This window comes from Mammaliicoccus sp. I-M35, from assembly GCF_022386455.1.
GTDB lineage: Bacteria > Bacillota > Bacilli > Staphylococcales > Staphylococcaceae > Mammaliicoccus > Mammaliicoccus sciuri_A.
This window is the reverse complement of the sequence record NZ_JAJNIL010000003.1, coordinates 129,261-144,117: the sequence shown is the minus strand read 5'-3', so window position 1 is coordinate 144,117 and position 14,857 is coordinate 129,261. Positions and strand designations below refer to the sequence as shown.

General features: G+C 32.5%; 13 protein-coding genes. All 13 read right to left on the bottom strand.

From position 1 onward, the window contains the following. Positions 1 to 14 precede the first annotated feature (14 nt). The 13 genes from lgt to hpf all read right to left on the bottom strand — a co-directional run bounded on the left by lgt (position 15) and on the right by hpf (position 14,845). Positions 15 to 833 (bottom strand): prolipoprotein diacylglyceryl transferase, encoded by an 819-nt coding sequence (gene lgt, locus LQ679_RS04945; protein ID WP_037588753.1) that lies wholly within the window; start codon positions 831 to 833, stop codon positions 15 to 17. Next, a complete protein-coding gene (gene hprK / locus LQ679_RS04940) occupies positions 833 to 1,765 on the bottom strand; it encodes an HPr(Ser) kinase/phosphatase (RefSeq protein ID WP_025904534.1) in 933 nt (310 codons plus the stop codon). The genes lgt and hprK overlap by 1 nt, the downstream gene beginning before the upstream one ends. A gap of 132 nt (positions 1,766 to 1,897) precedes the next feature. Continuing rightward, entirely contained in the window at positions 1,898 to 2,224 is a 327-nt protein-coding gene (locus LQ679_RS04935; protein ID WP_126476656.1) for an SHOCT-like domain-containing protein, read from the bottom strand. Between the two features lie 17 nt (positions 2,225 to 2,241). Beyond that, positions 2,242 to 5,076: an excinuclease ABC subunit UvrA gene (uvrA, locus tag LQ679_RS04930; RefSeq protein ID WP_037588752.1), complete on the bottom strand. Its 2,835-nt coding sequence runs from the start codon at positions 5,074 to 5,076 to the stop codon at positions 2,242 to 2,244. Between the two features lie 5 nt (positions 5,077 to 5,081). Continuing rightward, positions 5,082 to 7,064 carry an excinuclease ABC subunit UvrB gene (gene uvrB, locus LQ679_RS04925; protein ID WP_037588751.1) on the bottom strand — a complete coding sequence of 661 codons (1,983 nt, stop codon included), beginning with the start codon at positions 7,062 to 7,064 and terminating at the stop codon, positions 5,082 to 5,084. 132 nt (positions 7,065 to 7,196) lie between these two features. Next, complete coding sequence (locus LQ679_RS04920) at positions 7,197 to 7,427, bottom strand: DUF2198 family protein (protein ID WP_025904530.1); 231 nt, start codon at positions 7,425 to 7,427, stop codon at positions 7,197 to 7,199. An 8-nt stretch (positions 7,428 to 7,435) separates the two neighbouring features. Then, positions 7,436 to 8,086 (bottom strand): HD domain-containing protein, encoded by a 651-nt coding sequence (locus LQ679_RS04915; RefSeq protein WP_025904529.1) that lies wholly within the window; start codon positions 8,084 to 8,086, stop codon positions 7,436 to 7,438. Beyond that, positions 8,086 to 8,661: a TlpA family protein disulfide reductase gene (locus tag LQ679_RS04910; protein WP_037588750.1), complete on the bottom strand. Its 576-nt coding sequence runs from the start codon at positions 8,659 to 8,661 to the stop codon at positions 8,086 to 8,088. The genes LQ679_RS04915 and LQ679_RS04910 overlap by 1 nt, the downstream gene beginning before the upstream one ends. A 123-nt stretch (positions 8,662 to 8,784) precedes the next feature. Next, positions 8,785 to 9,669 carry a CHAP domain-containing protein gene (locus LQ679_RS04905; protein ID WP_204188844.1) on the bottom strand — a complete coding sequence of 295 codons (885 nt, stop codon included), beginning with the start codon at positions 9,667 to 9,669 and terminating at the stop codon, positions 8,785 to 8,787. A gap of 319 nt (positions 9,670 to 9,988) precedes the next feature. Further along, positions 9,989 to 10,309, bottom strand: a complete 321-nt coding sequence (cccB, locus tag LQ679_RS04900) for a cytochrome c551 (protein ID WP_025904526.1) — start codon at positions 10,307 to 10,309, stop codon at positions 9,989 to 9,991. Positions 10,310 to 10,451: 142 nt separating this feature from the next. Next, positions 10,452 to 11,562 (bottom strand): peptide chain release factor 2 gene (prfB, locus tag LQ679_RS04895; protein ID WP_126476659.1). Its coding sequence is split into 2 segments (ribosomal slippage): positions 10,452 to 11,489 and positions 11,491 to 11,562, totalling 1,110 coding nucleotides; the frame shifts between segments, so codons are not numbered across the junction. Positions 11,563 to 11,574: 12 nt separating this feature from the next. After that, entirely contained in the window at positions 11,575 to 14,106 is a 2,532-nt protein-coding gene (gene secA, locus LQ679_RS04890; protein ID WP_037588747.1) for a preprotein translocase subunit SecA, read from the bottom strand. A 166-nt stretch (positions 14,107 to 14,272) separates the two neighbouring features. Continuing rightward, on the bottom strand, positions 14,273 to 14,845 hold the full coding sequence (gene hpf / locus LQ679_RS04885) for a ribosome hibernation-promoting factor, HPF/YfiA family (protein ID WP_037588746.1): 573 nt from the start codon (positions 14,843 to 14,845) through the stop codon (positions 14,273 to 14,275). Between the last annotated feature and the right edge of the window lie 12 nt (positions 14,846 to 14,857).

Below are 14,857 nucleotides of genomic sequence, written 5' to 3'. Positions count from 1 at the left end.
ACACTTCTTTCACATTAGTTATGATAATAACCTTTAACATCTCTAAATTTTTTCGGATTATAACGTACTCTTCTATAAATAATACAAATAATAGAAACGACAATAATCACAATCGATATAACTTGAGCAATTCTTAAATGTTCAGTAAGCATCAAGCTATCCGTTCTTAAACCTTCTATATAGAATCTACCAATTGAATAATAAATTAAATAAGCAAAGAATGTCTCACCAATTTTCAAGTTTGGTCTAATGAGTAATAAAATAACAAAACCAATTATATTCCAAATTGATTCATATAAAAATGTTGGTTGATAATAAATACCGTCTATTTGCATATGGTTAATAATAAATTCAGGTATATGTAAATTCTCAAGAAAACTACGTGAAACAGGTCCACCGTGCGCTTCTTGATTCATAAAGTTACCCCATCTACCAATTGCTTGTGCCAAAATGATGCTTGGCGCGACAATATCAACCATTTGGAAGAATGACAAATTCTTTTTACGACAAATGATGAACCCTGTTAAAAAGGCACCAATCAATCCACCATGAATAGCTATACCACCATTCATAATAAGTGGTATTTCTGCTAAATGTTGACTGTAATAATCCCATTCAAACGCTACGTAATAAATACGTGCACAGATAATTGCCATTACGACACACCATATAATTAAATCTATAAGAGATTCTTCTTTTATTCCAACTTTTTTAGCAGTTCTTTGTGCGATTAGATATCCAATTAATATACCGGAAGCAATGATAATACCATACCATCGTATTGCTAGCGGTCCTAATTGTATCGCTACGGGATCAATGCCTAACACTTCCATTATTCATTCTCCTTACGTGCATTTTTCAAAATTTCTGCATTAAGACGATTATTAAACTCTTCAGCAGTATTAATTCCCATGTTGTTTAATCGATAGTTCATCGCAGCAACTTCAATAATAACTGCTAAGTTTCTACCCGGTCTAACAGGAATCGTCTTTTTAGTTATTTTTGAGTCTAAGATTTTTAAAGTTTCTTCATTCAATCCAACTCTGTCATATATTTTTTCTTTGTTCCATGTTTCTAAATTGATGTTTAACTTGATTCTTTTCTCCATCAAGATAGATCCCGCACCAAATAAAGTCATAACGTTGATAATACCAAGACCTCGTATTTCAAGTAAATGTTCAATGATTTTCGGTGCTTTACCGATTAATTCGTTTTTATTAATTTCTTTAATTTCAACATTATCATCGGCAACAAGTCTGTGACCACGTTTAACAAGTTCTAATGCCGTTTCACTTTTACCGACACCACTATCACCTGTAATTAATACACCTACGCCATAAACATCGACGAGTACGCCATGCAATGATGTTTCAGGTGCTAGTTCACGCTCTAAATATCCGGTTACTTGTCCCATCAATTTAGTCGTTGAAGACTCACTTTTTAAAAGTGGTGTATTATTTTCATTACAACTTTGAACGAGTTCTTCTGGTGCATCTAGACCTCGTGTGATAATAATAGCTGGTGTTTCAGGTCTACATAATTTAGCCATTCTACCTTTTTTCTCTTCATCAGGCAACAAATTATAAAACGACAACTCAGTTGTGCCTAATACTTGAATTCTATCTGATGAATAATGCGAAAAATACCCAGCCATTTCTAGACCAGGACGTGATATATCCGTTTCTGTTATTTTACGATGTAAGCCATTTTTCCCGGCAATAACTTCCAAATTAAATTGCTCTATTAATTTACTACTTGATATCATAGGGTTCACCTCTAGGTTAATATATATTAATTCTAATGAACTTTAACCTTAACTGCAATCATTATCAATATTACAACAGTTTCTGCAAATATAAAAACCCTAGAAACGTTTTATCGTTTCTAGGGAATAAATTTAAATATCTTTATTTTGGTCGTTATTTTTATTGAAATTTCTAATGATATTTCTTAAAGATTCATCTAATTGTTGAATAGGATCTTGACCTGTTCCTTCATTATCCTTAAACTTCTTTTCAAATTCAGTTTTCCCTGATTTGGCAGTTGTCTTAAATTTATCTAATAAGTCTTCAAATAAATTTTCAACATTTTCTTTAGATTTCTTATCAAATGGTGATGATGATTTTTGATTATGAGATGTTGCATCAAGTAATTTTACCGCTTCATCAACAGTAATTTTCCCACCTTCAATAAGGTCTAAAATTTTTAATTGTACTTCGTTCATAAATAACCCCTCCTGGTTTATGATCGATCTCGTTCTAAAATTGGTTTTAAGTATTTACCAGTGTAAGATGCTTCAACTTCTACAATGTCTTCTGGTGTTCCAGTAGCTATAATTTCACCGCCACCATCTCCACCTTCTGGACCTAAATCTATAATATAGTCTGCTGTTTTAATGACATCTAAATTATGTTCAATAATGATGACAGAGTCGCCATTTTCAACGAGTCTATTTAACACACTTAATAAACGTTTAATATCATCTACGTGTAAACCTGTTGTTGGTTCATCAAGTATATATAATGACTTACCATTAGATCGTCTATGAAGTTCAGAAGCAAGTTTCACACGTTGTGCTTCACCGCCTGATAAAGTTGTTGCGGGTTGACCTAGTTTAACATATCCTAAACCAACGTCTACTATTGTTTTTAATTTTCTATTTATCTTAGGTAAACTTTCGAAAAAGTGATAAGCATCTTCTACTGTCATTTCTAATACATCAGAAATACTTTTTCCTTTATAAGTTACTTCTAATGTTTCTCTATTATAACGTTTTCCATCACAAACTTCACATGGTACGTATACATCTGGTAAGAAATGCATTTCAATTTTAATGATGCCGTCACCTTTACAAGCTTCACAACGGCCACCTTTAACATTAAAACTAAATCTACCTTTTTGATAACCTCTCACTTTTGCCTCATTCGTTTGGCTAAATACATCTCTAATGTCATCAAATACACCTGTATAAGTTGCAGGGTTTGAACGTGGTGTTCTACCAATTGGTGATTGGTCAATATCTATAATTTTTTCAATTTCATTTACACCTTTTATAGATTTATGTTCACCTGGTTTTGTTTTCGTATTATACAATTGCTTTTGTAAACCTTTGTACAATACTTCATTAACTAATGAACTTTTACCAGAACCTGAAACACCTGTTACACATGTCATAACTGATAATGGGAAGTCTACATCGACATTTTTCAAGTTATTACTTGTCGCGCCTTTAACAGATATTTTACGTTTTGTAACTTTTCTTCGTTTAGATGGTACAAAGACTTTCTCTTTACCGCTTAAGTATTTACCTGTTAAAGATTGTTCATTTGCCATCACTTCTTCAGGTGTTCCACTTGCAACTACTTCACCACCATGGACACCTGCTTTTGGACCTATGTCAATTAAATAATCGGCAGCTTTCATCGTATCTTCATCATGTTCAACGACAATTAATGTATTACCCATATCTCGCATTGATTTCAATGTATCAATTAAGCGATCATTGTCTCTTTGATGTAAACCGATAGAAGGCTCATCAAGCACATATAACACACCAGATAATCTAGAACCGATTTGAGTTGCCAATCTAATACGTTGTGCTTCCCCACCAGATAAAGTACCTGACGCTCGATTAAGTGTTAAATATTCTAAACCTACATTATTTAAGAAAGATAATCTTTCATGAATTTCTTTTAAGATGAGCTTCGCAATTTTACGTTCTGTTTCATCTAAATCTAAATTATCAAAATGTTTGATTGCATTATAAATTGAATATCTAACTACTTCACCGATATGTTGGCCATCAATTTTGACAGAAAGTACTTTTTCATTTAAACGATAACCATCACAAGTTTCGCAAGTTTTTTCGACCATGTATTTTTGCATTACTTCTCTAACGTATTCAGATGGTGAATCATGGTATCGACGTTCAATATTATTTAGCACACCTTCAAAAGCCATTGTTCTTTTTCTTTCTGTTTTAACGCCATAATCTTGATTAAATTTAAATTCTATTTCATCATCATGACCTCTTAAGACGATGTTCTTTTCTTTTTTCGTTAATTTATTAAATGGTTTATCCATATCGATATTAAAATGTTCACAAGCTTGTTTTAATAAAGTTGGATAATAATTAGAACTGATTGGTTGCCATGGCAAAATGGCGCCTTCATTTAAACTTAATGTCTTATCTGGCACGACTAAATCAACATCTACAGTTAATTTACTTCCTAAGCCATCACAAGATGGACAAGCACCAAACGGATTGTTAAATGAGAACATTCTAGGTTCTAATTGGTCTACTGAGAAACCACAAATCGGACAAGCATGGTGTTCAGAAAATTTAATTTCATCACCATCAATAATATCAGCAACTGCATTACCGTCAGCTAATTCTAGCGCTGTTTGTAATGAATCAGCTAATCTTGCTTCAATACCTGGTTTAATGACAAGTCTATCAATCACGACATCAATAGAATGATTTTGATTTTTGTTTAAATCTGGAACATCATCTACATCTAAAATATCGCCATCTACTTTTAACCTTGCATAGCCTTTTTTAGCAATGTCTTCAATCAATTTCTTATGTGTACCTTTACGTCCTGAAACGATTGGTGAAAGAATTTGTATTTTTGTTCTTTCTTCTAACTCCATAACTTGATCGACCATTTGTTGAACCGTTTGTGATTTAATTTCAATACCATGGTTAGGACATATTGGTCTACCAACTCTCGCATATAATAGTCTTAAATAATCATATATTTCAGTTACGGTAGCAACAGTTGATCTTGGGTTTTTACTTGTTGTCTTTTGATCAATTGATATCGCTGGAGAAAGACCATCAATTAAATCTACATCTGGTTTATCCATTTGTCCTAAAAATTGTCTCGCATAGGCACTTAATGATTCTACATATCTTCTTTGACCTTCTGCATAAATCGTATCAAATGCTAAAGACGACTTTCCTGAACCAGATAATCCAGTCATAACAACAAGTTGGTCTTTAGGTATTTCTATATCTATATCTTTTAAATTATGTGCTCTTGCACCTTTTACGATGATGGATTTGTTTTTCATCTCAGTCACCTTTCTGCTTTTAGTTCAAATAATATATCTCTTAGTTCAGATGCACGCTCGAAGTCTAAATCTTTCGCAGCATCTTTCATTTCTTTTTCTATGCGCTCGATTGTCTTTTCTCTTTCTTTTTTCGTAAGTTTCTTAGGCGCTTTTTTAGTATCTTTTTCAGTTACTTCATCCGTTTCTACTGTTGCTGATATGACATCACGTATTTTCTTGTTAATTGTTTGTGGTGTAATATTGTGTTCTTCATTGTACGCTTCTTGAGTAGCACGTCTTCTACTTGTTTCATCTAATGCTGTTCTCATAGAATCTGTAATTTTATCAGCATACATAATCACTTTACCTTTATCATTACGCGCAGCTCGACCAATCGTTTGAATCAACGAACGCTCTGATCTTAAGAAGCCTTCTTTATCTGCATCCAAAATTGTAACCAGTGAAACTTCTGGGATATCTAAACCTTCTCTTAGTAAGTTAATCCCAACTAATACATCATAAACACCCATTCTTAAGTCTCGAATAATTTCTATTCTTTCTAATGTCTTTATTTCTGAATGTAAGTAATTCACTTTAATGCCGGCTTCTTTTAAATAAGTTGTTAAATCTTCACTCATTTTTTTAGTTAATGTTGTAATTAATACACGTTCATTTCTTTCTATTCTTTCATTAATTTCAGCCATTAAATCATCTATTTGATTTTCACTTGGTCTGACTTCGACAATTGGATCTAATAAACCTGTAGGACGAATAATTTGTTCAACCATTTCATCAGTATGTTCAATTTCATATGGTCCCGGTGTTGCTGAAACATAAACCAATTGTTTCGTTTTTTCTTCAAATTCTTCAAATTTAAGCGGTCTATTGTCTAAAGCACTTGGTAATCTAAAGCCGTGTTCTACTAAGACATTTTTTCTCGCTTGGTCACCATTATACATACCTCTAATTTGAGGAAGCGTTACGTGAGATTCATCAATCATCACTAACCAATCATCACCAAAGTAATCTAATAAAGTATATGGTGTAGAACCTTTTGGTCGTAACGTTAAATGCACAGAATAGTTCTCAATACCTGAACAAAAGCCCATTTCTCTCATCATTTCTAAATCATAATTGGTTCTTTGTTCAAGTCGTTGAGCTTCTAGAAGTTTATTTTCTTTTCGAAGTTCAGCCAATCGTTCTTCAAGTTCTTTCTCAATACGCTCAATCGCAACTTTCATTTTTTCTTCACGTGTTACGAAGTGAGACGCGGGATAAAATAGAAAATGTTCTCTTTCAGCAATAACTTCACCTGTTAAGTAATTCACTTCTCTAATTCTATCGATTTCATCTCCAAAGAACTCTACTCTGACACATAGTTCATCACGTGATGCAGGAAATATTTCTACAACATCTCCTCTAACTCTAAATGTACCACGTCTAAAATCTATGTCATTTCGTGAATATTGGTTATCGACAAGCTTTCTTAACAGTTCATTACGTTCCATTTCCATACCGACACGCGTACTTACAACTAAGTCTTTATATTCTTCTGGATTACCTAAACCATAAATACAGCTGACACTCGCAATAACGATAACATCATCTCGTTCAAACAATGCACTAGTAGCTGAATGTCGAAGTTTATCAATTTCATCATTTATAGAGGCATCTTTTTCAATAAAAGTATCCGTTTGAGGTACATATGCTTCAGGTTGATAATAATCGTAATAACTTACGAAGTATTCTACTCTATTCTCAGGAAAGAATTCTTTAAACTCACTATATAGCTGTCCAGCCAACGTTTTATTATGTGCAATAATCAATGTAGGTTTACCGACTTCTTTGATGACATTACTCATCGTGAATGTTTTACCTGTACCTGTCGCACCTAATAAAGTTTGATGTCTCTTGCCTTCGTTAATGCCTTTTACAAGAGATTTAATTGCTTCTGGCTGATCCCCTTGAGGTGAATAGTCAGAATGTATTTTAAAAGGAAAATGTTGCATAGGAACCTCCTCATTTTCTGTAATATATATATTTATTTTATCAAAAATTTGTAAAAATGACCAAACATTTGTTCGTTAATTTTAAAATTACATACAAATAAGAGGAAAAATCTAAATGATTATTCCTCTTATCTATCTTGATTCAATTTTATCTATTTTAAGTGTATCAACTATATAAAAGCCTGCTACTAAACTCAGTACATCTAACAACATAATAAGCTCATTGTTAAAAAAGCCTTTATAAACAGAAACACCAATTATAATGCTGGATACAAGTAATCCAATCCATTTATTTTGAGCAATTTGCGTGAAAATAATAACCATTAAACAAGGAAGAAACAAAGCTAGAATCGGCCAAATCATTCAATTCACTAACTCCTTTTTGTTTCACGTTTCTCAAGTATCGTCATTGTTATCTCTCTTAACTCTGAACGTGGTATAAATTTTTCTTGTAACATATCAGGTATAATATGTTGAATAAAATCTTGTACAGATGCTAAATGATCAAATTGCATGATTGTTTCCAATGAACTTTCATAAATTTCGAAGAATAAAGGTTCTGGATTTCTCTTTTGAATTTCACCAAAAGATTCATACAATAAATCAATTTTATCAGCAACACTTAATATTTGCCCTTCTATACTATCATCTTTACCCTCTTGTAGTCTATGTCTATATATATCTTGATATTGCTCAGGAAATTCTTCTGTTATAAATTTATCGATCATCTCTTCTTCAACTTGAGAGAATAATTTTTTAATTTCATAAGACGCATATTTCACAGGTGTCTTAATGTCACCTGTAAATATTTCAGGATAATCATGGTTCAAAGCTTTTTCATATACAAGTTTCCAGTCTATTTCTTGACCATTTTGTTCTTCTACTGTTGCTAAATATTGCGCTATTTTCGTTACTTTAAAGGAATGTGCTGCAACATTATGGTCTTGATACTTAAATTTACCTGGACATCTTACTAATTTCTCTAAATCAGATAAACTTTTAAAATATTGATGTACCCCCATTAAATTTCCTCCTTAACTTGTGTAACTAAGTTGTTTAGTGTCTTTTCAGATAATTCACCTAAATAGACTTTTTTGATTTCGCCATTTTTATCTACAAATAAAGTTGTAGGTATATTATACGATTTATATTTTTCTAGAAAATCATCTTGCGCAACGTAAACATCGTAATTCACATTTACATCGTCCATTAATTGTTTAGCTGGTTTTCGTTTATCTTTAACATTTAAACCAACTAATTCGACACCTTTATCTTCGTGCTTTGCATATTTTACAAGTTCAGGCATTTCTCGTTTACAAGGGTCACACCAAGAGGCAAATAAATTAATAACTGTAATATCATTTTTAGATGTTACCTCTTTTAATTGTTTTGATTTTTCAGTTGAAAAAACATTTACAGTTTCATTATTTACATTCATGCCTGTAGCTGGATGACTGTTTTGAAACGATTGTTTCCCTTGTTGCTCTTTAAACTGTTCGTTCGTTTGAAACTTATTGATATCTAATACTTTATAAACACTGATACTAATAATCAATAACAAAAGTATAACTAATATGATTTTTAACCTTTTTTTCATGTTTTCAAACCTCTACACTAACATTTACGTTTATTATATCAACTATAATGATAAAAAAAAGCAAATAGTTAAAATTCTTAAACTGAATTAACTACTTGCTTATTTATTAAGTTACTATAAAAACTAATGAATATAATTATATGAACCAGCTGCTGATGCTGAAATTGTACGTGAAGAAACAATACCTTCACCTTGATAATTCATTTCAGAAACTTGAATTGAACCATCAGCATTTACTTTATCAACATAAGCTACATGTCCATATCCACCTGCTGTAGATTGTAAAATTGAACCTGCCGCTGGGCTATTGTTTACAGTGTAACCTGCTTGAGCTGCTGCGTTTGCCCAGTTGTTTGCATTACCCCAAGTATTGCCAAGATCTGGACGTTTACTAAATGCATAGTACGTACATTGTCCAGAAGTATATAAATTGCTTCCGCCCCCTGAATTTGGTCGGCTGTATGAAACAGGTGCAGTGTTTTGTGTTGATTGATTTTCATTAAATGTAGGTGCAACATAAGCGACTGAATCTTCACTGTTGTACACATTGCCGTATGATGTTTGTTCGAATACGTATCTTAATAATGCATCTTCTTGAGCTGGAGATTCAGGTGCGTTAACCGTTAAACTAGTAGGTTCTGCAGTTGGTTCTGATGTTTCAGATGCAACTTTTAATTCATCACCAACAATAATTAAATCAGAAGATAAATTGTTCCATTCTTTTAAGTCTGAAACCTTAACATCAAATTTCTTAGCTATTTTGTTAAGTGTATCTCCTTCTTGAATTGTATAGATGTTATCTTCTAATACTTTTAATGTTTGTCCAACTGTAACATCGGTATCAATGTTGTTTAAAGATTTAATTTCTGACACTGATGTTCCATATTCTTTTGCGATATTGTCTAATGATTGTCCTTCTTTTACTTTAATATCAGCTGCATAGGCAGATGAACTTGCTAAAGTTGTTAAAGCTGTAACAGATGCTAATGTAATGAAAGTCTTCTTCATGATGACATATCCTCCCGAAGTGTATGTATTTACGTTTATATTTATTATTTATATGATGTTCCTCAATTAATACTGGAAATAATATAGCACATTTTTTATCTCAATATTGTTTTGTTACAAATCTGTAATATAACCGTTAACATTTTATAATTTTACTGATAAAAATGTTACTGAACACTGACATGAAAGTATTTTAAAAGGTGTTGTTAATTATTTACACATAATTAACAACACCTTTATTACTTATCATTATTCAATTAAAATACATATGTTTTTCACGGTAAAATTTCCAATTTATATGCAAATTGAATATAAATGATTATTTTTGTTTAGCTAACCATTTAGCAACTTCTTTTGCTTCTTTCTCATCTACAACTTGACTCGGCATATTACCTTTACCTTCGTTGATAATTTTTTCAATATCTGACTCAGACATTTTGGCACCGACTTTTTTAAGTGATGGTCCAGATGCACCATCTAAATCTTTACCATGACATCCTACGCAAGAATTGTTTTTAAAGATTTTTTCCCCTTGTGAACTGTATTCTTCTTTGCTGCTATCATCGCTTGATTGTCCACATCCTGCAAATACTAACGATGATAATGCTATTACAGAAATCATGCCCATTTTGATTTTCATGTATAACACTCCATTCATTTTATTATCAACTATATTTTACCATGTAAACCAGCGTCTGACATCATTTTGTTCAATAGTTCACAATTTAAATTATCATAAAAGCAGCTAGGATATTTAAATCATCCTAGCTGCTTGCTTTAAATTATTTTTCATTAATTTGGCTTCTTAAATATGCATCGATAAATGGGTCTAAGTCACCATCCATAACTGCATTTGTATTACCTGTTTCTTCATTAGTTCTATGATCTTTAACCATAGCATATGGATGAAATACGTATGAACGTATTTGACTACCCCATCCAATTTCTTTTTGTTCGCCTCTAATTTCATCTAGAGCTGCTGCTTGTTCTTCAAGTTCTTTTTGGTAGAGTTTCGCTTTTAACATTTTCATAGCTTGTTCTCTATTTTTAATTTGTGATCTTTCATTTTGACATGTTACAACGATACCAGTTGGTTGGTGTGTGATACGAACAGCTGAATCAGTCGTGTTGACGTGCTGTCCACCTGCACCAGATGCTCTATAAGTATCGACTGAAATGTCTTCAGAATTAACTTCTATTTCTATTTTTTCATTATTAAATTCAGGTGTTACATCACAAGATACAAATGATGTATGACGTCTTCCTGATGAATCAAATGGAGAAATACGCACTAATCTGTGGACACCTTTTTCAGCTTTTAAATATCCATATGCATTATGACCTTTGATAAGAATTGTGACACTTTTAATGCCCGCTTCATCTCCAGCTTGATAATCTAACGTTTCTACTTTGAATCCTTTTTGTTCTGCGAAACGTTGATACATTCTAAGCAGCATTGAACCCCAATCTTGAGATTCTGTACCACCTGCGCCTGGATGCAATTCTAATATTGCGTTATTTTCATCATGTTCACCATTAAGTAGTAGTTTCAATTCAAATTGATCGATGTCTGTTTGTAACGCTTTTAAATCTTGCTCAAGCATTTCGTGCATGTCTTCATCATATTCTTCTTGTAACAATTCAACAGTCGTAAGTAAATCTTCAATCTGTTGATTTAATGTATGAAAATCACCGACTACAGACTTTAATGCATTGTTTTTGTTAATGATGTCTTGCGCTTTATTCTGATCGTCCCAGAATGATGGATCAACCATCATTTCTTCGTATTCTTGAATGTTCGTCTCTTTATTTTCTAAGTCAAAGAGACCCCCTGATATTCATTAATTTTTCATTATTTTTATTTAATGTTTGTCTAATTTCCGTTAATTCCATAAAATTACTCCTTTATGCTTGACCATGACAGTTTTTATATTTCTTACCACTACCACATGGACATGGATCGTTTCGGCCAACTTGTTCATCTTTGACGATAGGTTTTGGTTTAACTTTTTCTTTACCATCATTCGCACTCACATGTTTAGCTTCACCTATTTCAACTTGTTCACGTTCAACTTGTTCACCACGATCAATAGTTGATTTAAGAATGTATTTACTTACTTCATCTTCTATTTCATTCAACATTGTTTCAAATAAATCCAAACCTTCATTTTGATATTCTCTAAGTGGATTGATTTGACCATAAGATCTTAAGTGGATACCTGTACGTAATTGATCCATTGTATCAATGTGATCAGTCCATTTACGGTCTATTGTTCTTAACACAATCATACGTTCAAATTCAGACATTTGATCACCAAAGTCTTCTTGTTGAGCTTTGTATTGTGTTTTAATTTTTTCTAATACAATTTCTACGATATCTTCATAATCTCTACCACGAATATCATCAACTTTAATTGCATCTTGTGGTACATATGAGTCTTCAATATATTGAACGAGTGCTTCAAAATCAATTTCTTCTTCGTTTGTTGCGAAGTGATAGTTCACGCCACGCTCTAATGATGATTTAATCATATCTTTAACAATGTCTTGTACATCGTCTTTTTCAATAATATCATTACGCTCACCGTAAATGATTTCACGTTGTTTTCTTAGTACATCATCGTATTCTAATAAACGTTTACGTGCATCGAAGTTATTACCTTCAACTCGTTTTTGAGCAGATTCTACTGCTCTAGAAACCATTTTAGATTCAATTGGTGTATCATCATTCATACCTAATTTACCCATTAAAGATTGCATACGTTCTGATCCGAAACGAACCATCAATTCATCTTGTAATGATAAGTAGAATCTACTTCGACCAACGTCACCTTGACGACCTGAACGTCCTCTTAATTGGTCATCAATACGTCTTGACTCGTGACGTTCTGTACCAATTACAGCTAAACCACCAAGTTCAACAACGCCTTCTCCAAGTTTAATATCCGTACCACGACCGGCCATGTTAGTTGCAATGGTTACTGCACCTTTTTGACCTGCATTTAAAATGATTTCCGCTTCACGTTCATGGTTTTTCGCATTCAACACGTTATGTCTAACGCCTTTTTTCTTTAATAGTTGTGAAATATATTCACTTGTTTCAACGGCAACTGTACCTAATAATACTGGTTGACCTGTCTTATGAAGCTCAATCACATCTTTAACAACCGCATCAAACTTACCTTTTTGAGATGCAAAAATTAAATCCGCTTCGTCTATACGTTGTATCGGTCTATTTGTTGGAATTTGCGTAACAGTCATATTGTAAATATTTCTGAACTCTTCTTCTTCTGTCTTAGCTGTACCAGTCATACCTGATAATTTATTGTACATTCTAAAGAAGTTTTGGAACGTGATAGATGCCATCGTTTTAGATTCATTTTGAATCTCTAGACCTTCTTTTGCTTCAATTGCTTGATGCAAGCCGTCAGAGAATCTTCGACCTGGCATTGTACGACCTGTAAATTGGTCGACAATCATAATTTCACCATCATCAACAACATAATCTTTATCTTTAAACATTGTTCTATTTGCTTTTAATGCAATATTAATATGATGCATTAAGTTAACATGTTTCACGTCAAACAAGTTCTCAATTTTGAACATGCGTTCAGCTTTATCAATACCTTGTTCTGTTAAAGTGATAGCTTTAGTTTTTTCATCATAACTAAAATCATCTTCACCTTTAAGCATTTTTACAAATACATTAGCTTGTGTATATAACGTTGTTGATTTTTCTGCTTCGCCTGAAATGATAAGTGGCGTTCTCGCTTCATCAATTAAAATTGAGTCAACCTCATCAATGATGGCAAAGTTAAGAGGTCTCATAACACGGTCTTTTTTATACGTAACCATGTTGTCTCTTAAATAATCAAATCCAAGTTCATTATTTGTACTATACGTGATATCTGCTGCATATGCTTCACGCTTTTGATTCGTATCCATTGAATTCAAATTAAGTCCAACTGATAAACCTAAGAAATTATATAATTGCGCCATTTCTTCACTTTGTGAACTTGATAGATATTCATTGACTGTAACAACATGAACGCCTCTACCTGTTAGCGCATTTAAATAAACTGGCATTGTTGCTGTTAATGTTTTACCTTCACCAGTTTTCATTTCTGAAATATCACCACGATGAATGGCAATACCCCCCATAATTTGTACTTTAAATGGTGTCATATTAAATACCCTTGTAGATGCTTCTCTTACGATTGCATATGCTTCAGGTAGTATTTTGTCTAAATATTTTTCTTGCTTTTTATAATCTTCTATTTCTGACAATTCTTTTTTGAATTGTTCTGTCTTCTCTCTTAATTGATCATCTGTTAATTTAGCAATTTCATCTTCTAAATTGATGACTTGATCTGCTAATTTTCCGAGTGATTTAACAACTCGTTTGTTACCATCAGCTATTTTTGATAAAAAACCCATTTTGTTCTCTCCTTCAACTAGAAAACTAGTAATCTTACAACAATATATCATAACACGTTTATATCTCTTTTTACACTATTTAAGATTACCACCTCTGTAGATGAAAAGCTATCAATAGCCAAAGAAACTGGTGCAGAAATTCTGCACCAGTTCGTGTAAATGATTTTTATTGTATTGAAGTTTCAATTAGTCCATATTTACCATCTTTACGTTTATAAACGATGCTTGTTTCATCTGTTTCTGCATCAGTAAAGATATAAAAATCATGTCCTAGTAAGTTCATTTGTAATACTGCTTCTTCAGAATCCATTGGTTTCAAAGCAAATTGCTTAGAACGAATGATCTCAATTTCATTATCGCTATCATTCTCTTCAACTTCTTCAGGTGCAGCTGAATCTGGACTTACTGCAAAGACATCTTTATCTCGCCCTTTATCGCGATACTTTCTATTAACCTTTGTTTTGTACTTACGTACTTGTCTTTCGAGTTTGTTAGTTATTAAGTCGATTCCAGCATATAAATCTTCATGTCTTTCTTCAGCTCTTAAAGTAACATCTTTCAACGGAATAGTTACTTCAATTTTACTTCTAGAATCCTGATAAGTTTTGATTTTAACGTGGGCTATCGCCTCTGGGACATTAGTAAAATATCTTTCTAGTTTACTTACTTTGTCCTCAATATAATTTCTTATCGGATCAGTCACTGTGATGTTTTCACCATGAATTTCAAATCTGATCATAAAACACCGACT

Coding starts and splice junctions, on each gene's coding strand:
- hprK (WP_025904534.1), bottom strand. CDS start 1,765: ATGATATCAAGTAGTAAATTAATAGAGCAATTTAATTTGGAAGTTATT.
- hpf (WP_037588746.1), bottom strand. CDS start 14,845: ATGATCAGATTTGAAATTCATGGTGAAAACATCACAGTGACTGATCCG.
- LQ679_RS04905 (WP_204188844.1), bottom strand. CDS start 9,669: ATGAAGAAGACTTTCATTACATTAGCATCTGTTACAGCTTTAACAACT.
- uvrB (WP_037588751.1), bottom strand. CDS start 7,064: ATGCAACATTTTCCTTTTAAAATACATTCTGACTATTCACCTCAAGGG.
- LQ679_RS04915 (WP_025904529.1), bottom strand. CDS start 8,086: ATGGGGGTACATCAATATTTTAAAAGTTTATCTGATTTAGAGAAATTA.
- secA (WP_037588747.1), bottom strand. CDS start 14,106: ATGGGTTTTTTATCAAAAATAGCTGATGGTAACAAACGAGTTGTTAAA.
- LQ679_RS04920 (WP_025904530.1), bottom strand. CDS start 7,427: ATGATTTGGCCGATTCTAGCTTTGTTTCTTCCTTGTTTAATGGTTATT.
- uvrA (WP_037588752.1), bottom strand. CDS start 5,076: ATGAAAAACAAATCCATCATCGTAAAAGGTGCAAGAGCACATAATTTA.
- LQ679_RS04910 (WP_037588750.1), bottom strand. CDS start 8,661: ATGAAAAAAAGGTTAAAAATCATATTAGTTATACTTTTGTTATTGATT.
- cccB (WP_025904526.1), bottom strand. CDS start 10,309: ATGAAAATCAAAATGGGCATGATTTCTGTAATAGCATTATCATCGTTA.
- lgt (WP_037588753.1), bottom strand. CDS start 833: ATGGAAGTGTTAGGCATTGATCCCGTAGCGATACAATTAGGACCGCTA.
- LQ679_RS04935 (WP_126476656.1), bottom strand. CDS start 2,224: ATGAACGAAGTACAATTAAAAATTTTAGACCTTATTGAAGGTGGGAAA.